Here is a 19,057-nt window from a genome sequence, read left to right as displayed (position 1 = left end):
GGTCAGCGGTCCCTGAGCGAGGAGCGCAGCGACGAGACGAAGGGCGCTCAACGACCCCGTCGTGTCACTGGTTCAGAACCTCGGAGGTCACGCGGCTCTGCATCTCGGAGATGCCGTCGTCCACCGACTTGCTGCCGGTCATGATGAGCTGGTGCTCCTGATCGAGCACACCCTGCAGCTGGGCCGCGAGCGGCCCGGTCGCGCCGTCGGGGCGGATCGTGTCGGGCGTGAACGCCTTCTTCGAGGTCGCGTCCTGCGGCATGCCCTTCAGCGCGAAGTACTGGGTCGTGATCTCGTCGCTGTGGTACGCCGGCACGATGCCGATCGACGCGACGGCCTTGGCGCCGTCAGGGCCTGCCGCGAAGGACAGGAACTTCTTCGCCGCGTCCTGGTTCTTGGAGTTCTTGTTGATCCCGAAGCCGGTCGGGCCGCCCATCGTGGTGACCTTGGATCCGCTCTTGATCTGCGGGATCGGCGCGATGCCCCAGTCGACGGACGTGGTGCCCGCGGCCGTGTCGGCCAGCAGCGGCGAGATGAGCCAGGTGCCCATCGGGACCATGGCGGCCTTGCCGGTCTCGAAGATGGTCTTGTACTGGGCCTGCTGGCTCTTCGCGGTGCCGTAGTCGAGGATCGTCCCGTCCTTCTGCATGCCGAGCGTGAGGTCGTACTGATCCTTCATCCACGAGTAGTTGGGCTTGTCGAAGGCCTTGTCCTGCTGCGCGGACGCGTAGCCCTGCACGAGCGAGTTCCAGGTGTGGATGTACGCGCCGTAGACCTTGTCCGCTCCGTCGCCCTTCGTGAGCTTCTTGGCATCCGCGGCGAACTCGTCCCAGGTGAGGGCCGAGGGGTCTGAGACGCCCGCGTCCTTGAGCAGCTGCTTGTTGTAGAACAGCACGCTGAAGTCCTGGCGGTAGGGGACCGCGTAGTAGGTGCCGTCGGACTTGTACTCGCCGAGCGCGGGGATCTTGTCGGCGGGCAGCGCCTTCACCAGGTCGTTCACGCCGACGAGCTGCTTCTTCTGCGCGTATCCGCCGAAGTCGGTGAGGTTCTTGACGGTGATGATGTCGGTCGTGTCGCCGCCGGCGAGCATCGTCGTGACCTTGTCCTCGTAGTTCGCGGCGAGGATGTCGACCGGTTCGATCGTGATGTCGGGGTTCGCCTTGTGGAACGCGTCGAAGAGGGCCTTGAACTCCGGCGTCTGCGCATAGTTCCACACCGAGATGCGCAGTGTGGTGCTGCCGCCGCCGCCCGAGGCGGTGGAGGCCGGGGCGGACGTGCCGGCGCAGCCGGCGAGGGCGAGCGCCGCCGCGGCGACGGTGCCGACGGCGATGAGGGATCGCTTCATGCGAGGTTCTCCTTCTGAGGTGGAATCGGGTGGAATCGGGTGGAATCGGGTGGTGCCAGGGGGAAAGAGGAGGAGCGGCTCAGGCGCTGAGCTGCAGGGCGTCGACGGTGACCTCCTCGTACAGGGGCAGACCTGCGGCGAAGCGCTCGAGCTCGTCGAGTGCGGCGTCGGTCATGCGGAAGAGCTCGGTTCCGAGGGAGCCCGCCAGATGCGGCGTGATCATCACGTTCGGCAGGCCGTACAGCGGCGAGTCGGCGGGCAGCGGCTCGGGATCCGTCACGTCGAGGATCGCGTTGAGGCGGCCGGTCGCGCACTCGCGCTCGAGCGCGGCCGTGTCGATCACGCTGCCGCGGGCGGTGTTGATGACGGTCGCGTGATCCCGGAGGGCGGCGAGCTGTGCCGTGCCGACCATGTGCCGGGTCGACGGCAGCTCAGGTGCGTGCAGCGACAGCACGTCCACGCGGGGGAGCAGCTCTTCGAGCGTCGTGTGCACGCCACCGGCCGCGGCGATCTCGGACGGGTCCGCGTACGGATCCGCCACGAGGACGGTGACGTCCTCGAGCTGCTGCACGATGTCGACGACGCGGCGGCCGACGCGGCTGAAGCCGACGACGCCGATCGTCAGGCCGAGGTTCCCGAGTCCGCCGAAGCGCTCCGCCCTGAGCCCGTTCTGCCGGCGCGTCTCGGGGTCGGCGGCGATGAACGGCGCCTTCTTGCCCGCGAAGATGATCGCGGCGAGCGTGAACTCCGCGACGGGCACCGCGTTGACCTCGGCGACCGAGGCTGCACGGATCCCGCGTCGCCAGAACTCCTCGCTCACCTGGGGGCGGATGGAGCCGGCGCAGTGCAGCATCGCGCGCAGGTTCGGCATCCGGTCCAGACGCTCGGCGTCGAGGCGAGGGGCGCCCCAGCCGGTCAGGAGCACCTCGACCGCGGCCAGTCTCTCGGACAGCGCGGGGTCGTCGAGATCCTCGGTGAAGATCGGCTCCGGAACGGTCGCGATGCGGCGCAGTCGTGCGATGCGTGCGGGGTCGAACTGGCGCTCGAACACCTCGCGGGACATCACGACGAGTGCGTTGGGGGTGGTCGTTGCGGTCATTCCCGGAGGTTCCCGTCCTTCGTCAGATCCCGACGAGGCAGGGCATTGCGTCGTCGCTGAACTCAGTAGATACTCGGACTCGTTCGAGACGAAACCAAACATTCAGAATCGAACAGATACAAGCACAAGCGAAGGTTGAATCATGACGCGGAACCCCGGTGCGGACACCCTCTCGCGGGTCAGCGCGCACGCCGTGCCGCCGCCCGGAACAGCCGTGAGCGCCGCGGAATTCCGCGGCCCGCTGTACGCGGAGTGGGGTTCGGCGATGCGCGAGGAGGGGCTGCTCGCGACGCTCGGGAGCGCCACCGCCGCGGCGCTGCGCGAACGGGTGGGGATCCCGTCGATCGAGCGCCGCGACATCTGGATGCAGGCGGATCCGAACACGATCGAACGGATCCTGGCGGACGCCGGGGAGGAACGCGACCGCCCCTGGGCCGGTGCCCTCGGCTCGCTGTTCGCCCGCTACGTCCGCGACGGCGACCGGGCGACCTACGAGCGCGCGGTGTCCGCTCGGCAGGAGCGACTGAGCCGCGCTGTGGTGGCCGCGGCCGTGACCGACGAACCGGGGTGGCTCGACGAGGCGGCGGACGGCGTCGTGGTGCTGTGCGAGCAGAGCACCTGGTCGCTGCCTGCGCACGACGACGCGCATGCCCGGCGCGGGTTCGTGCTGCCCGATGTGGCCTCCCCGTATCTCGATCTCGTCGCGGGCGAGATCGTCGCGCAGCTGGCCGTGGCGGATCGGATCCTCGGCCCGCGCTGGGACGCGAGCTGGCCAGGCCTGCGCGAGCGCATCCGGCACGAGGCCGAGACGCGCGTGTTCACCCCGTTCGAGACCCGGGACGACCTGTGGTGGCTCGGCTACTGGCGCGACGTCAACAACTGGAACCCCTGGATCCTCGGCAACGTGCTGCTCGCCGCCGTGCTGCTGCTCGACGACACCGACCGGATCGCCCGTCTGCTCGCGCGCGCCCTCGACAGCCTCGACCGCTACGTCGCGGAGCTGCCCGCCGACGGGGCGATCGACGAGGGCGTCGCCTACTGGTGGAACGGTGCCGGGCGCATGCTCGAGATGCTGGACACCGTGGCCGCGATCACCGACGGCGGACTCGACGCCACCGGGATCCCCGTGGTCGCCGAGGTCCTGCGGTTCCCGATGCGCATGCACCTCGGCGGGGCCTGGTACGTGAACGTGGCCGACGGCTGGGCGCGCTCGCGCGGGCACGAACCCTGGCAGCTCCCGTTCCGCTGGGGGAGTCTCACCCGAGACGCGAGGGTGACGGAGTGGGCACGGGCCGCCCGCCGGCCGGGCGCGCCCGTCGCGGACGCCGCGGGAGGGCTGCCGCGGCTGGTGCGCGCGCTCGCCGACACCGCCTGGCGGGACGCCGTCCCCGCCGCCGCGCCGCTTCCGGAGGCGGTCTGGCTGCCGTCGGTCCAGGTGCACGTGCGGCGCGCCGCCGCCGGCTCCGCCGCGGGACTCGCGCTCGCCGCGAAGGGCGGCACGAACGACGAGAACCACAATCACAAGGACCTCGGATCCTTCCTGGTCGCGGCGGGCGGCCGGCAGCTGCTCGTCGACGTGGGGAAGCCCACCTACACCGCGCAGACCTTCAGCGCCGAGCGGTACCTGATCCGCGCGATGCAGAGCGGCTGGCACAGCGCCCCGGCGCCGTTCGGCCTCGAGCAGGGCGAGGGACCGGCGTACGCCGCACGGGTGATCGCCGCGCCGCGGGGTGAGCCGGGACCGGTCCGGCCGACGGACCGAGAGACGGATGAGGCCGGGGAGTTCGAGCTGGAGCTCGCGGGCGCCTACCCGCTCCCTGCAGGCGACTCCTGGCGCCGCACGTTCCGGTTCCATGCCTCCGGTGCGGGCGCGGACCGCATCGAGGTCGTGGACCGGTGGGGGCTGACGGAGGACGGCGCCCACCGGATCCACCTCATCGCCGCCGGCGAGGTCACGCGCTCCGGAGGCGCGGTCGAGATCGCGGCCGACGGGCGGAGGACCCGCATCGCCGCGGACGACGGGAGCGCACCGGTCCTGCCCGCACTCGAGGTGTGGGAACTGGACGATCCAGAGCTCATCGCCGTCTGGGGTCCGCGGCTGACCCGCCTCGTCTACGACGTCGGGGGACGTACCGGCACCCTCACGACCATGATCGAGGAGCTGTCGTGAGCGGGCGGGATCCGCTCTTCGCCCTGCAGCGCCGAGAGCGGATCATGGACGAGATCCGCGAGCACGGCTCCGTCAGCGTCTCCACGATCGCCGCCCGCCTGGGCGTGAGCGAGCTCACGATCCGGCGCGACATCAATACGCTCGCCCAGCAGGGGCTCGTCACGCGCGTGCACGGCGGGGCCACCCTGCGCAGCGCCCTCGAACCAGGGCTCAGCCCCGCGCTGACCGGGCACGATCCGGCCGTCACGCGCTACACGATCGGGATGGTCGTGCCCTCGCTCGACTACTACTGGCCGCCCATCGTGCATGGCGCGAGAGCCCAGGCCGCCCAGCTGCGCGCCCGGCTGCTGCTGCGCGCATCGACCTACGACCTGCGGGACAACCGTCGCCAGGTCGAGGCGCTGCTGAACACCCCGGGTCTGCACGGCCTCATCGTCGCCCCCGACACGTTCGGCGAGCACGCGGTCGAGATGCTGGAGTGGCTGGACGCGCTGCCCGTGCCCGTCGTGCTCGCGGAGCGCCGGGTGCGCGCTGCGGCCGCCGCGCCGCATCTGGACTCGGTCGTCTCCGATCACACCGCGGGCGCCGCGCTCGCCGTACGGCACCTGCACGAGCAGGGGCACGAGCGCATCGGCCTGATCACCGAGACCGAGCGTCCCACCGGTCGCTACGTCCGGCGCGGGTGGGAGAGCACGCTGCGATCGCTCGGGCTGCCGACCGACGTCGCCAGCATCAACGGCGTGCGCTTCGACACGGCGGGTCGCGAGCAGGCGATGGACGACGCACTCAAGGTCATTCGCGACACCGCCACCACGGCGGTCATCGTGCTCCCGGATCCGCAGGCGCTCGCCCTCGAGCAGCATGCGCTGGACCGGGGGATCCGCGTGCCGCACGATCTCGCGATCGTCGCCTACGACGACGACGTCGCCCGGTTCGGCGACCCCGCGATCACCGCCGTCCGCCCGCCCAAGCAGCACGTCGGACGCGAGGCCGTGAACCTGCTCATCGCCCGGCTCGATGCCGGCGGCGGCCGCCCGGCGTTCCGGGTGAAGCTCAGCCCCGAGCTGCACGTGCGCGAATCCTCGCTGCGACCGAGCATCCAAGCCCCTCTCGTGAAGGAGACCCCGTGACCGCCTTCGATCCTGCCCGACTGATCCTGCCGCCGGAGGACCGCGCGCTCTCGCCGCATACGGGATGGACGCGCGCGCACTGGGCGGCCGTGGCCGACCACCTGCTGCTTTCGCTGTGGCCGTACTTCACGTCCACGCGCAGCCAGGTGCGGCTTCCGGGGCGGGCCAGCAGCAGCGGGGCCGACAGCGACGGGCTGGAGGGCTTCGCTCGCTCGTTCATGCTCTTCGCCTTCCGCCTCACCGGCGAACGCGGGGCGGATCCGCACGGGTTCCTGGACTGGTACCGCGACGGACTCGTCGCAGGCACCGACCCGTCGAATACGGAGCGGTGGATCCTGCCCGCCGAGCAGGCGCAGGCAGAGGTCGAGGCCGCCTCGATCGCCCTCGGGCTGCAGCTCACCCGGTCGTGGCTGTGGGACACGCTCGACGCGGAGGCACAGCAGCGCATCGTGGACTGGCTGGCCCTGAACCCCGTGGGCTGGTACCCCGACAACAACTGGCTGTGGTTCCGGATCACGGTCGAGACGTTCCTCGCCTCGGTCGGCGGACCGCATGACCCCGCGCGGATCGCGTCCGATCTCGCCCGCATCGAGGACTACTACCAGGCCGACGGCTGGTGGGCCGACGGCACGTGGCGCGCCTACGACTACTACTGCGGCTGGGCGATGCACCTGTACCCGCTGCTGTGGGCGGGGTCGCAGGGATCCGCGGACTTCGGATCCGTCGCGCTCGCGCCCGTGTTCCGCGCCCGGCTGACCGAGTTCCTCGATGACTACGCGGCGCTCACCGGCGCGGACGGCGTGCCCGTGCTGCAGGGGCGCAGCCTCATCTACCGGTTCGCCACGGCCGCGCCCCTCTGGATGGGCGCGGTGACCGGCGCCACGCAGCAGCCGCTCGGTCTGCTGCGCCGCGCCGCCTCGGGTCAGCTGCGCGCGTTCGTGGAACGAGGGGCGATCGACGAACGAGGTCTGCTCACGATGGGGCTGTTCGGCGAGTGGCCGGCGATGGCGCAGTCGTACTCGGGCGGTGGATCGCCGTACTGGGCGTCGAAAGGGTTCCTCGGCCTCGTGCTGCCGGCGGACCACGAGGTGTGGACGGCCGTCGAGGAGCCGCTGCCGATCGAGCAGGGCGATGTGCGACGGGTGATCCGGCCCGCCGGCTGGCTCGTCAGCGGAACCGCGGCCGACGGCATCGTGCGCGTGATCAATCACGGGGCGGACCATGCGTTCGAGGGCGACCGCATCGGCGACTCCGCGCTGTACGCCCGGTTCGGCTATTCCAGCGCGACGCTGCCGCCGCTCATCGGCGCGACGATCGACGATCCCGCCGACAGCATGGTAGGCGCGCTCGACGCCGAGGGGCGTTCCACGCACCGCACCGGGTTCGTCCGCGGCGCGATCGGCGACGACGGCATCGCCGCGTTCGCGAGCTCGACGGCCGATGCGCACTGGGTCGACTCGAGCATCGACCCCCCGACGTACGACCACGGATCCGGACGTGCGGGCGTCGTGACGGACGGCCCGCTGCTTGCGACGGCGAGCGTCGTCCGAGGATCGTGGGAGGTGCGCGCGACCCGGCGGCTTCCTCGGGAGGGCGTCGCCGCGACGCCGCTGCCGGTGCGCGTGAGCGGCTGGCCGCTGACCGGGTCCGCCACGGCGATCGCGGAGAGCGAGGACGCCGCGATCGCGCTCGACCTGGACGGGGTGCGCTCCGAGCTCTGCGCGCTGTCGGGGGCGGCGAGGGCCTCCGTGCGCACCGAGATCGGCGTCTCACCGATCGGCGAGGTGGCGTCGATCCCGCGGCTCGACTTCGCCGAGGTGGGCGAGGGCGACGTCGTGATCGCAGCGGTCCGCCTGGGGCGCGGATCCGACCCTGCGCCGTCGGCGCGAGCGGTCGTGTCCGATGCGGGCGAGGCCGTCGTCGAGGTGTTCTGGCCGGACGGCGCGGTGAGCGCGGTGCGGATCGGCTGAGGTCGCTCGGATCGAGGACTCGCCCCGCGGTCCTCGATCCGGCTCGTCAGCCCGCGGTCGTGAGGCGGATCGCGTTCGCCCAGGGATCCTCGAACGCGAGCGTGCGTCCGTCGTCGCGCACGGCGACGCCGAAGTGCGTCATGCGCTCGGCGACGGATCCGAGATCATCCGCCCCCGGCAGGACGATGTCGACGCGGCCGAGGCCCAGCGCCGGGGAGCGCCGGCCCGCACCCGCGCTGTTCCAGGTGTTCATCGCCATGTGGTGGTGGTAGCCGCCCGCGCTCACGAACAGCGCCGATCCGCTGAGCTCCGAGGTGGTCTCGAACCCGAGCCGGTGCACGTAGAACTCGCGCGCCGAGGCCACGTCGCCGACCGAGAGGTGCACGTGGCCGACGCTCGCGCCGCCGATCACGGGGTCCATCGTGCCGCTCTCGGTGAGATGCTCGCCGAGGAACGCGTTCGGATCCAGGTACAGGGTGTCCATCTCGATCCGGCCGTGCGCCCAGCTCCACTGCGTGCGATCGCGATCCCAGTACAGCTCGACGCCGTTGCCCTCGGGATCCGTGAAGTAGAACGCCTGGCTGACCAGGTGGTCCGCGCTGCCGGTGAAGGTTCCGGGGGCGTGCTGCGCGACGGAGTACAGCGCGGCGGCGAGGGCCGCCTGCGTCTCGAACAGGATCGCGGTGTGGAACAGTCCCGCCGTGCGCGGGGTCGCGTGCTTCAGGTCGGGGCTGTGCTGCAGGATCACCACCGGCGTCGTGCCGCGGCCGAGCACCACGCGGTCGCCCTCGGCGGACAGCACCCGCAGCGTGACCGCGTCGCGGTAGTACGCGGTCATCGCGTCGAGATCGGCGACGAGCAGCGTCACGGCGCCCATCGCGGTATCGGCGGCGAGGAGGTCGGAGCGGGATGAGGTCACGATCTATGCAACCGCATGGACCAGGGATCCATTCCTGGCGAACGCGCGCCCGCAGGGCCGCGTCACGTCGGCATGCGGCTCAGGGGCGCAGGGCCGCCTCCCAGCGCGTGCCCGTGGTGAGCAGCCGGGGGAGGCCAGCCACGAGTCCGCGCCGGGGGAGCGCGTTCATCATCGCGCTCTCGGCGGGCAGCCGGCGCTGCTCGCCCCGGCTCAGCCGCTGCAGCGCGTGTAGCAGCGCGAGCGGGTGCGATTCGAGGGCGCTGTGCCCGTTGTCGATCTCGACGAGAACCGTGTCCGGCGCGGCCGCGGCCACGCGGCGCGCCACCGCGGCGGGGGTGCGCAGGTCGCGCGAGCCGGTCAGCAGCACGATGGGCCAGTCGAAGCCGGCCGCCGCGGCCGGCAGGTCGAACGGCTCGCCGGCGAACCGGGGGAACCTGTCGGCGACCGCCGCATAGGTGAGCGAGGGGTCGAGGGCGGAGCCGTCCGGATCGGGCCCGAACCCCAGTTCGCGGAACGCGATCGCGCCGACCAGGTCGAACTCGTAGAACCCAGGAACGTGCGCCTCGGACTCGGCCTTGTCGACGTACGCCTCCAGGGCCGCCCACACCGACGCGTGCCCGCGGGAGTCGTGGCGCGGACGGTGGCCGCTCCGATCCGTGCGCCGCGCGTCGTGCACGCGCTGGCGCAGCAGCGGTTCGAGAAGTCCCTCTCCGCCGAGCTCATAGGCCGCGCGCAGCACGCCGAGGAGGATGCGCGGATCCGATCCGTCGTCGAGCAGTTCGCGCACCGAGGCGGTGATCCGGGTGTCTCCGTCGAGGAACAGCTCGCGGATCATCGCGCGCTCGGCGTCGCGATCCGCGACCGACTGGAGGGCGGAGTCCAGCAGCATCCCGGCGACCAGGCCGGGGTGGCGGGCGCCGAACGCCGCCGCGACGTAGCTGCCGTACGAGGATCCGGAGATGTACGCGCGGTGCACGCCCTCCCGCTCCAGGACGGCGGCGAGGTCGTCGATCACGTCGACCATGCGCATCGCCGAGAGCGGCAGGCTGCGCCCCTCGAGATCGGTGCGGGACAGGCCCACGCCGCGGTGCTCCATCATGATGATGTCGAGCCCGAGGGCGGCCGCCCTGCGCCGGAACCGCCGGTAGGGGAGCACGGATCCGAGTCCCGGGCCGCCCGGGATCACGACGATCGGCACCGCGGAGCGCGGTCCGCTGCGCACGTACGCGAGGTCGAAGGCCGGCGCGGTCGGCGTCGCGGGGCGGCGCACCCGGCGCACCCCGCGCACGGAGGCGGCGAGCAGGCGAGGCAGCGCGCTGGGCGCGTGCGTTCCGCGTCCCGCCTCGCTCTTCGTGTTCGCCATGGCTCGATTATGCGTGCCGGGCGCTCGGCGGGCGCTGTCCGGAAGCTATCAGCGCGGTTAAGTTCCGCGCCCGGGCGCTTCGACGGGCTCAGCGACCGGGCTCAGGCCTCGGGCTTCGCCATCGACTCCACGGCGTCGTCGGCCTCGGTCACGATCGCGGCCATCGCCGTCGCGGCCGCCTCGGGGTCGCGCGAGGTGATCGCGGCCGCGACGTCCTGATGCAGTCGCAGTGCGGTCTCGTCCGCGCGGTGCGGCATCAGCGCGTGGGCCGTGCGCCCGTGCAGCAGCTCGGCGACCACATCGGTGAGACCGGCCAGGTAGGGGTTGCCCGAGCCGCGCAGCACGGCCGCGTGGAAGTCGATGTCGTGCTGCAGGTAGACGGGCTCGTCGGCCCTGTCGCCGTGCTCGACCATCCCGAGCACCGCCCTCACGAGCGTGGCGCGCTGTTCGGGGGAGGCGTGCGCGGCGGCCAGGCGCGCGGCGAGCGGCTCGATCGCGGAGCGCAGCTGACTGAGCTCGTGCAGGGCGCCGAGCCGGTCGGATCCCTCCAGCCGCCAGCGGATCACCTCGGGCGCGTACGGACTCCAGCGCTCGGCCGGCAGGACCTCGACTCCGGCCCGGCGGCGCACCTCGACCATGCCCATCGTCTCGAGCACGCGCACCACTTCGCGCATCGCGGAGCGGGAGGCGCCGTACTCCGCGGCGACGTCGGCCGTGAGCAGCCGGGCGCCCGGTGCGAGCTCGCCCTCCACGATGCGCATGCCGATCGTGTCGAGCAACCGGCGGTGCTGCGCGGATGCCGCCTCGCGGGTCCCTTCTGCCATGAAGCCCATTATGGCGATAGCCCGGCAAGAACGACGTCGGAACCTCTTGTAGATCTGCGTATAGCAGACCAGTGCTTGATTAAGTCCTACTTATCGCTTACGCTGAGGCGAAATCTCTCCGCCAGACCAAGGAAGCTCATGGCCATGTCATCGAACCTTCTCGCCGCCGTTCCCGGAACGCTCCTCTCCGCCGCAGATCCCGTCCCGCCCACGACGACCGCCCCGGAATGGGTGCTGATCCTCGCGGCGCTCATCGGCATCGCGACCATCGTGGTGCTGATCACCTGGGTCAAGCTGCATCCGTTCCTCTCGCTCCTGATCGGTGCGCTCGTCACCGGACTCGTCGCCGGCATGTCCGCGACGCAGACGGTCACGAGCTTCTCCAACGGCTTCGGATCCACCGCCGGCGGCGTCGGCGTGCTGATCGCCCTCGGTGCGATCTACGGCAAGCTGCTCGCCGACTCCGGCGGCGCGGACCGGATCGTGGACACCCTGGTCTCCCGGGCGAGCGCCGCGGCGCTGCCCTGGGTCATGGGCCTCGTGGGCGCGCTGATCGGCCTGCCCATGTTCTTCGAGGTCGGACTCGTGCTGCTCGTGCCGGTGATCATCCTGGTCGCGCGTCGCTCCGGCGTCTCCCTGATGAAGATCGCGATCCCGACGCTCGCGGGGCTCTCCGCCATGCACGGCCTGGTGCCGCCGCACCCCGGGCCGCTCGCCGCGATCAGCCTGATCGGTGCGAACCTCGGTCTCACGCTCGCGTTCGGCGTCCTCATCGCGATCCCGACCGTAATCGTCGCCGGTCCCCTGTTCGGTCGCCTCGCGGCCCGCTGGGTCGACGTGCCCGTGCCGGCGCTGTTCCAGACCGCCGAGGACACCGCCCAGCCCGGTGAGACCGAGACCGTGCAGGCGCGCAAGCGTCCCGGCTTCGGCACCACGCTGTTCAGCATCCTGCTGCCGGTCGTCCTGATGCTGCTCTCCGCGATCGTGGACATCGTGGCGCCGAACGACACCTCGGCGTTCAAGGGCATCATCGACTTCCTCGGCAAGCCGGTCATCGCGCTGCTCATCGCCGTGCTGGTCGGCATGGTCGTGCTCGGCCGCGGGGGCGGCATGAGCTCGAAGCAGGTCGGCGCCTCGGTGTCGTCGTCGCTCCCCGCGATCGCCGGGATCCTGCTGATCGTGGGCGCCGGCGGCGGCTTCAAACAGGTGCTCGTCGACTCCACGATCGGCACGGTGATCGCGCACGCGATCTCGGGCATCGGCGGGGCACTGCCCGTCGTCCTGTTCTTCGCCTGGCTCGTCGCCGTCCTGATCCGCGTGGCCACGGGATCCGCCACGGTCGCCACCATCACGGCCGCCGGCATCCTGCAGCCGCTCGTGCACGACCTCGGCCTGTCGCCTGCGGGAGCCTCTCTGCTGGTGCTCGCGATCGGCGCCGGATCCGTCTTCCTCTCGCACGTGAACGACGCGGGGTTCTGGCTCATCAAGGAGTACTTCGGCCTGAGCATCCCGCAGACGCTGAAGTCGTGGTCGATCATGGAGTGCCTGATCTCGGTCGTCGGCCTCGCCGGCGTCCTGGTCATCGGCGTGTTCGTGGGCTGATCGGGGGACGGAGCGATGATGACGACGCAGACGGTTCCGCCGACGATCCTCGTGGTGATGGGGGTCTCCGGATCAGGCAAGAGCACGCTGGCCGGAGTGCTGGCCGGGCGCCTGGGCTGGGCGCTCGAGGAGGGGGACGATCTGCATCCCGCGGCGAACGTCGCGAAGATGGAGGCAGGGATCCCGCTCACCGACGAGGACCGCCGCCCCTGGCTCGAGCTGATCCGCGAGTGGATCGTCGCGAAGCAGGAGGCCGGTGAGCCGGGCGTCGTGACCTGTTCGGCGCTGCGGCGCAGTTATCGCGAGATCCTGGCCCGGCCGGGTGTGGAGTTCGTGCATCTCGAGGGCACCAAGCACGATCTCGCCGAGCGGCTCGGCCGCCGGCTGGGGCACTTCATGCCGGCCTCGCTGCTGGATTCCCAGCTCGACACGCTCGAACCGCTCGGGCCCGACGAGGCGGGCTTCGTCGTCGACGCAGCCCTGCCGGTGCAGGACGCCGCCCAGCAGGTGCTCGACTGGCTCGACGAGCACGGGACGCCGACCGGCCCCTGACGGCGCCCGGGGTCCGCCGAGAGAGGCGGCCCCGGTTCCGCTCCCGGATCCGGGCTCACAGCTTGCGGCCGGGCGTGTCGGTGCCACAATGGCCCCATGGGGAACGCGGGCAGCGTGGAGCTCGAGTCGGCCAGGGTGGTCCGACTCCTGCGCGACTCGATCCTGTCCGGGCAGCGCCGATCCGGTGACCGCCTCATCGAACGGGACATCGCGGACGAGCTCGCCGTGAGCCGGCTTCCGGTGCGGGAGGCGATCCGGCAGCTGCTCGCGGAGGGGATGCTCACCGCGCGTCCCAGGTCGTGGGCCGTGGTGCGCCAGTTCACCGAGGACGACGTGCGCGACATCGCTCAGGTGCGCGACGTGCTGGAGGTGCTCGTCTTCGAGATCGCTGCGCTCCGGCACACGTCGGACGGGATCGCGAAGGTCGAGGCGACGCTCGAACGCGAGTTCGCGGCAGCGGGAGTCGGGGATGCGGCGGCGGCCCATGCCGCCGGGGCGGAGTTCCACCTGATCATGGCGGAGCTCGCCGAGAACGCGACCGTCAACGAGATCCTCGGCATGATGCGGGGGCGCCTGCTGCTGCTGTTCAAGGACCACGACGACCTGATCGCGATGGCCGAGGATCACGCCCGCATCTTCGAATCCTTCGCGGCGCGGGACACCGCGACGCTTCGGCTGCGCGTGCAGCGGCACCTGCGCGCCGGCACTGCGACGGCCCTGCGCAAGCTCGCCGCCTACAACTCCGAGACGGCCGCGATCCGCGCGCGTGCGGCGGCCATGCGGGAGGGTGCGCACGCCGCCCGCGAGGACACGCGCCCTGCCCGCGAGGACACGAGCGCCCGCGAGGACGCCTCTGTCGCCGGCGAGTGAAAGGTCAGCGCGGCGACATCGGCGTCGTCGTGTCGATCGCCTCGCGCAGCGGACGCCGCATCGGCCCCCAGTAGCGCACGGGGGCGAGTCGGACGAGCGCGTCCACGAGGCGCGTCTCCCTGCCGACCAGGGTGCGGGCCCTGCGCTGCAGCGTGGCCCGCACGATGCGCTCCGCGGCGTCGGACGGCTCCATGTGGTACATCGCGGCCTGTGCGGCGGCGGCCCGTCCCGCGACCCCCGGATCGATCGAGGAGGCGTAGCGCCCGTGCAGGATGATGCCCGTGCGCACGCCGGACGGATAGACCGCGCCGACCGTCACCGTCGACCCCTCGACCTCGTGCATGAGGGCCTCGGAGAACGCGCGCACGGCGAACTTCGTCATGGAGTAGGGGATCCGGCCGCCCGGAGAGGCGAGCGCGTAGATGCTCGCGATGTGCGTGATGTGGGCGGCGGGGCAGCGGCGCAGGGCGGGCAGCAGCGCCTTGGTGATGGACACCGTGCCCCAGAGGTTCACGTCCATCAGCCAGCGCATCTCCTCCATCGTGAGCTGGTCGAGGGATCCGAGCATCGAGGATCCGGCGCAGGTGATCAGCGTCTGCAGCTCGGGATGTGCGGCCTCGATCTCCTCCCCGATCGCGGCGACGGCGTCGTCGTCGCGCAGGTCGACCGGATGCACGGTCACGGTGCTGCCGGCGGCGCGCAGCTCGTCGGCGACGAGGGCGAGTCCCGCCCGGTCGCGGTCGATGAGCGCGAGGTTCGCACCGCGGCGCGCGAGCGCTCTGGCGGTGTCTGCGCCGATGCCATGGGCGGCGCCGGTGATGGCACTGCTGCGCCCTGATGCGTCGAGAACGGGCAACGCTCCTCCTACCGCTGCGCCCTCGCACGCTTCATCGCATGCGTCGGGTGGGCGCAGACGCTGGTCCCATCCTGCCTCATGGTCCTGCTCTTGCGGAACGGGAACCGGTACGCTCGATGTCAGAGGAGGTCGGAGTGGGAAAGAGCGCGGACGCCATCGCCGAGGGCGTGGCGATCGCCACGTCTGCCGCCCGTCTGACCGTCAAGAACCACATCCTCGTGGGCACGATCGCGCAGGGCGGATCCTTCGACGTGGTCAAGTACATGAACGACGCGCGGGAGGCGCTGCTCGCGCTCGCCGCGGAGTCGGAGGAGGCGGCGGGACTCGCCACCAAGCTGCGCAAGCGCGCGCACGGCCGATACTCCGATCCGCACGGCACCCACGACTACCGCGACCGCGATGTGCGCAACCTCAAGCGCCGCGCGAAGCAGTCCTCGGCGGTCGCGGATCGCCTGCGCGAAATGGCGGAGGACGCGGAGACGCTGCGCTTCCTCGTCGAGGCCGCCCGCGCCGCCGCCTGGGGCGACGTGGCGGGCAACCTGCAGAGCCGGCTCACGGTCGAGGCCATGCGGCCGGACGAGGATCCCGACTACGCGACCATGCGCGAGGCCCGGATGCAGGCGCTGCGGCTCGTCGACCTGCAGGCGCTCGCCTCCGATCAGCGCGCGCGCCGCAAGAACCGCGAGAAGGCCGACAAGGTCGCGGAGAAGGCCGACAAGGCGGCCGCGAAGGCGGCGGAGCGCGAGGAGAAGCGCACCGCACGGCAGCTGCGCTGACGGCCGCCACGCCCGGCGGTCGAGCTCGTGGCGCTCTCGATTCGCGTTCCGGGTCGGCTCTGAGGTATTGTTGACGAGGCCCGCGAGAGCGGGCGGTCTTGTGAAAGACCGGATGCGCCTGTAGCTCAATGGATAGAGCATCTGACTACGGATCAGAAGGTTGGGGGTTCGAGTCCCTCCAGGCGCACACTGTGTTGAGACAGTAAGAAACGGCTCGCTTCGGCGGGCCGTTTCGCTTTTCCCGGGTGGATCACCGCTCGTCCGCGGAGCTCGCCGCGACCGCCTCGATCACCGCGACGAAGCCCGCCGGCTCCTCCTGAGCTGATCGCGAATCAGTTGACTTCCTCGCGGGCATTCGGCGCGGATCCGCGTGATTCTGCAGTTGACTGGCAGGAGCCGTGGCCCCGGGGCATGTTGGAATCACTCACGTATGCGCGCACGACCCGGCGGGTCTCTGGCGTCGTCGAGGGTCAGATCGGGCGCTCACTCTGCTTTGCACAGCGCTTCGCTCGCCTGCTCCTGCGATCGCATTAGTACGTTCGACCCAACCGATAGTCTGAGTTTTCTGCAGCGAGTCGAGCGTGAGCAAGTCATCAGTCATTGTCGGCTCGGAACCGAGACTGGGGAGATGGTCGAATGGCGCGACGGCGTGGATTCTTTGCCGAGATGCAGCATCAAGCGAGGATCGCGGAGCAGCGCCAGCGGCAGGCAGCTCGTGAGCACTCCGCCGCGGTCAGGCGTGCGGAGCAGGCTCAGCGGGCGGCGGAGCGCGCACGAGTGGCGGCCGCGCGCGCATCAGAGCAGGACCGTAAGCGTCTTGAGCGCGAAGCCGCGCTCGCGCATGTCGAAGCGCGTCAAGCGGAAGCCGAGGAGCTGAACTCGACACTTCAGGACAGGTACCAGATCCTCGACAGTCTGCTGACAGCAACGCTTGACGTCGATGATTTTGTCGACCTCGAGACCCTCCGGGTATTCGCGGAACATCCATCCTTTCCCCGATTGGATCTGAAGGTTCCAGTTCCCGCGCCGAAGCCCATCCCGGACCCGCCACTCCCGGTCAAGCGGGAGCCAGAGGCTGTGAGGGGGCTGTTCGGTCGCAAGCAGAAGACGGCCGAGGCGCAAGAAGCCGTTGAACGTCAATACGCGGAGGACTACTGGGCCTGGACAGCGGCGACGGAGGAGCTTCCCGCTCGTCGGGCCGCTCAGGACGCGGCGCACAACGAAGCCGAACGACGCAGGGAAGAGCAGCTCGCAGTCGAAACCGCAAAGTACGAGACTGAATGCGCGGCGCGAGAGGCAGAGGCGAAAGCGCAGAACGAGGCTCTCGATCAGCTAATCGCCGGCCTCGGGTATGGAACTGCTGATGCGGTGAAAGAGTATGTCGAGATCGTGCTCGCGAACTCTGTCTACCCCGAGGATTTCCCCGTAACACACAGCTCCGTCTTCGAGCCGAGTACTTCTGAGCTCTTCGTCAGCGTGCGCATTCCCGGGCCGGAGACCGTGCCCACGATCAAGCAGTACCGCTATGTCAAGGCCAACGACGAGATCACGCCGACGGCGGCAACGCAGAAGGACGCGAAGGATCGCTATGCCACGATCGTAAACAACGTCGCTTTGCGGACGATCCACGAGGTGTTCGAAGCCGATCGGCGTGGACTGATTCGGAGCATCTCGCTCGAACTCGGCACAGAGGCGATCAGTCCGGCGACGGGTCAGCCGCTGTACGTACCTTTCGTCGCAGTTGCGGCCAACCGTGAGCAGTTCAGTGGGCTCGATCTTCGCGCCGTTGTGCCAGCCGCTACATTGGCCCATCTCGGCGCCGCCGTGTCGAAGAACCCCCAGGGACTGGTGCCGATCGCATCAGGCGGCATTCGGCGCGGAAATGAGTGAGCCAGCGCTGAGGTTCAATCCCCCACCAGGATGGCCGAAACCGCCAGCAGGCTGGGTGCCGCCTCCAAGCTGGACGCCGGATCCCGCGTGGCCGACTCCGCCTGAGGGATGGCAGCTGTGGATCGGTGACGATGGAGAGAGCAGCGAAAGGGCACCGGAGCTGGCAGGCGAACCCGAGGTGAGAGTTCGCGAATCGACTACACCCGAAGAACTATCCTCGTCAGGCTCCGCTCGCGTCGCGTATCTGGAAGCGGAGATCGCGTCGCTCAAGGCTCGGCTCAGGAGCAACGCCGAAGACGATGCCATTGAGCTGAACGACGCACGGGTTCTTCAAGAGGTTGGCATCTACCGCTACCACCACCCTCTCGAGACGGCAGCCGCGTACCAGCAGCGCCTTGAGCTGATCGGATTGCGCATTGCCGAGCTAGTGAAGAGCGCACGCGCGATCATCAAGTCGGAGCTGTTCAGCTTTAACAACTCGCTTGCGCAAGGCCGTCGGATGACCGGTGATCTGTCCAAGCTGATGCTCCGCGCGTACAACGCGGAGGCTGAGAATGTCCTGCGCACTCTTCGGGCGGGGAACACCGTTATCGCGAAGAAACGGCTCGAAGCCTCCCGTGCGGCGATTGCAAAGCTGGGCTCGATGATGGAAATGCGAATCAGCGACGAGTTCCATGCGCTCCGCATCGAGGAGCTCGAACTGACAGCTGACTGGCTCATGAAGAAACAAGAAGAGAGGGAAGCGCAGCGAGAGGAGCGTGCCCGCCTTCGTGAGGAGAAGCGGGTTGAACGTGAACTCGCAGAGGAGCGTGAACGCCTCGACAAGGAGCGCGCGCATCTGCTCAACATGCTCGCCGCCCTCAAGGAGAAGGGTGAGTACGACGAGGCTCTTGCCCATCGGCTCGGCGAGGTGGACGAAGCGATCGCGCAGAACGACTTCCGGGCCGCAAACATCCGTGCTGGCTACGTTTACGTGATCTCGAACGAGGGCGCGTTCGGCAAGAACGTAGTCAAGATCGGTCTTACACGGCGACTTGAACCTCGCGAGCGGATCTATGAATTGGGAGGCGCGTCGGTGCCCTTCCGGTTCGACACGCACACACTGTACTTCTCAGAAGACGCAGTCTCGCTGGAAGCGGATCTTCACAGGCACTTCGCGGATCGCGCGCTCAACCGCGCGAATTCGCGCAAGGAGTTCTTCTTCGCCACACCTGCAGAGGTTCGCGATGTCCTCCTAGAAAAGGTCGGGAACATGCTCGAATTCACCGAGCATGCCGACGCGACCGAGTACAGACAGTCGGTCGGGCTCTGGCCGCGCCAGGAGTAGCAGCTCGACTTGCGAGCGAGCGCAGACAACACCCGCCCGGTCGACGTCGATGTTCCGTCGCTCGTCTGCGACTTCGTCGGTCTTCGCGTTCTTGACGACCTGCATGGCAGTCTTGGAGATCTCGCGGGCGGCGCGCACCCACCTGAGAGTGACGGGAAACCCCTGCACCGAGCAACGATCCCGGAGCGAAGTCAATCATCTCCACCGCCTCCTTTTGGTCTTGCGCGAGACCAGCCCACGAGACGGCCCGCCACGATACATCGCCGTTAGGGACCGTGATGCGATGCCGGAGACCATCTCAGCTCGGGCTTCCCAGGCGAGTGTGTTGCCGTCTTCGAATGCAAACTGGAACACCGCCACCGCT

The 19,057-nt window shown here is 69.9% G+C and carries 15 protein-coding genes and 1 tRNA gene; 10 read left to right on the top strand and 6 right to left on the bottom strand.

Going from position 1 to position 19,057, the window contains the following annotated elements; genetic code table 11:
- Positions 1-64 precede the first annotated feature (64 nt).
- Both CQ044_RS09510 and CQ044_RS09505 read right to left on the bottom strand, forming a co-directional pair.
- Positions 65-1,345 carry a sugar ABC transporter substrate-binding protein gene (locus CQ044_RS09510; protein WP_105688241.1) on the bottom strand — a complete coding sequence of 427 codons (1,281 nt, stop codon included), beginning with the start codon at positions 1,343-1,345 and terminating at the stop codon, positions 65-67.
- A gap of 79 nt (positions 1,346-1,424) precedes the next feature.
- Positions 1,425-2,444: a hydroxyacid dehydrogenase gene (locus CQ044_RS09505; RefSeq protein WP_105688240.1), complete on the bottom strand. Its 1,020-nt coding sequence runs from the start codon at positions 2,442-2,444 to the stop codon at positions 1,425-1,427.
- A 142-nt stretch (positions 2,445-2,586) separates the two neighbouring features.
- Here CQ044_RS09505 and CQ044_RS09500 point away from each other — a divergent pair, with 142 nt between their 5' ends.
- Genes CQ044_RS09500 through CQ044_RS09490 form a run of 3 tightly spaced genes read left to right on the top strand, consistent with a single transcriptional unit; the run spans position 2,587 to position 7,714 of the window.
- Positions 2,587-4,614 (top strand): heparinase II/III family protein, encoded by a 2,028-nt coding sequence (locus CQ044_RS09500; RefSeq protein ID WP_105688239.1) that lies wholly within the window; start codon positions 2,587-2,589, stop codon positions 4,612-4,614.
- Positions 4,611-5,744: a LacI family DNA-binding transcriptional regulator gene (locus tag CQ044_RS09495; protein ID WP_258133233.1), complete on the top strand. Its 1,134-nt coding sequence runs from the start codon at positions 4,611-4,613 to the stop codon at positions 5,742-5,744. The genes CQ044_RS09500 and CQ044_RS09495 overlap by 4 nt, the downstream gene beginning before the upstream one ends.
- On the top strand, positions 5,741-7,714 hold the full coding sequence (locus CQ044_RS09490; RefSeq protein ID WP_219844950.1) for a DUF2264 domain-containing protein: 1,974 nt from the start codon (positions 5,741-5,743) through the stop codon (positions 7,712-7,714). The genes CQ044_RS09495 and CQ044_RS09490 overlap by 4 nt, the downstream gene beginning before the upstream one ends.
- A gap of 46 nt (positions 7,715-7,760) precedes the next feature.
- Here CQ044_RS09490 and CQ044_RS09485 read toward each other — a convergent pair whose 3' ends face one another.
- The 3 genes from CQ044_RS09485 to CQ044_RS09475 all read right to left on the bottom strand — a co-directional run bounded on the left by CQ044_RS09485 (position 7,761) and on the right by CQ044_RS09475 (position 10,820).
- Positions 7,761-8,591 (bottom strand): VOC family protein, encoded by an 831-nt coding sequence (locus CQ044_RS09485; protein ID WP_105688309.1) that lies wholly within the window; start codon positions 8,589-8,591, stop codon positions 7,761-7,763.
- 121 nt (positions 8,592-8,712) lie between these two features.
- A complete protein-coding gene (locus CQ044_RS09480; protein WP_105688238.1) occupies positions 8,713-9,996 on the bottom strand; it encodes an alpha/beta fold hydrolase in 1,284 nt (427 codons plus the stop codon).
- Between the two features lie 101 nt (positions 9,997-10,097).
- Positions 10,098-10,820, bottom strand: a complete 723-nt coding sequence (locus tag CQ044_RS09475) for a FadR/GntR family transcriptional regulator (protein WP_105688237.1) — start codon at positions 10,818-10,820, stop codon at positions 10,098-10,100.
- Between the two features lie 144 nt (positions 10,821-10,964).
- Between CQ044_RS09475 and CQ044_RS09470 the strand changes: the two genes are divergently transcribed.
- The 3 genes from CQ044_RS09470 (at position 10,965) to CQ044_RS09460 (ending at position 13,844) form a co-directional block, all read left to right on the top strand.
- Entirely contained in the window at positions 10,965-12,422 is a 1,458-nt protein-coding gene (locus tag CQ044_RS09470) for a GntP family permease (protein ID WP_105688308.1), read from the top strand.
- An 18-nt stretch (positions 12,423-12,440) separates the two neighbouring features.
- On the top strand, positions 12,441-12,974 hold the full coding sequence (locus CQ044_RS09465; RefSeq protein ID WP_105688236.1) for a gluconokinase: 534 nt from the start codon (positions 12,441-12,443) through the stop codon (positions 12,972-12,974).
- 96 nt (positions 12,975-13,070) lie between these two features.
- The gene (locus CQ044_RS09460) at positions 13,071-13,844 is read left to right on the top strand and encodes a GntR family transcriptional regulator (protein ID WP_105688235.1); all 774 of its coding nucleotides are present in this window, start codon (positions 13,071-13,073) and stop codon (positions 13,842-13,844) included.
- 4 nt (positions 13,845-13,848) lie between these two features.
- Here the strand turns inward: CQ044_RS09460 and CQ044_RS09455 are convergent, their stop codons facing one another.
- Positions 13,849-14,700: an SDR family oxidoreductase gene (locus CQ044_RS09455; RefSeq protein WP_105688234.1), complete on the bottom strand. Its 852-nt coding sequence runs from the start codon at positions 14,698-14,700 to the stop codon at positions 13,849-13,851.
- A gap of 134 nt (positions 14,701-14,834) precedes the next feature.
- Between CQ044_RS09455 and CQ044_RS09450 the strand changes: the two genes are divergently transcribed.
- The 4 genes from CQ044_RS09450 to CQ044_RS09435 all read left to right on the top strand — a co-directional run bounded on the left by CQ044_RS09450 (position 14,835) and on the right by CQ044_RS09435 (position 18,693).
- Positions 14,835-15,476, top strand: coding sequence for an asparagine synthase (locus CQ044_RS09450; RefSeq protein ID WP_181158260.1), 642 nt, complete (start codon positions 14,835-14,837; stop codon positions 15,474-15,476).
- A 114-nt stretch (positions 15,477-15,590) separates the two neighbouring features.
- Positions 15,591-15,663, top strand: a tRNA-Arg gene (locus CQ044_RS09445).
- 449 nt (positions 15,664-16,112) lie between these two features.
- Positions 16,113-17,366: a hypothetical protein gene (locus CQ044_RS09440; RefSeq protein ID WP_219844949.1), complete on the top strand. Its 1,254-nt coding sequence runs from the start codon at positions 16,113-16,115 to the stop codon at positions 17,364-17,366.
- A complete protein-coding gene (locus tag CQ044_RS09435) occupies positions 17,359-18,693 on the top strand; it encodes a DUF4041 domain-containing protein (protein WP_045272751.1) in 1,335 nt (444 codons plus the stop codon). The genes CQ044_RS09440 and CQ044_RS09435 overlap by 8 nt, the downstream gene beginning before the upstream one ends.
- Positions 18,694-19,057 lie beyond the last annotated feature (364 nt).

Origin of the sequence: Microbacterium sp. MYb64 (assembly GCF_002979495.1) — a bacterium.
Taxonomy (GTDB): domain Bacteria; phylum Actinomycetota; class Actinomycetes; order Actinomycetales; family Microbacteriaceae; genus Microbacterium; species Microbacterium azadirachtae_A.
The sequence above is the reverse complement of the archived record's forward strand: the minus strand, read 5'-3'. Positions and strand labels throughout refer to the sequence as shown.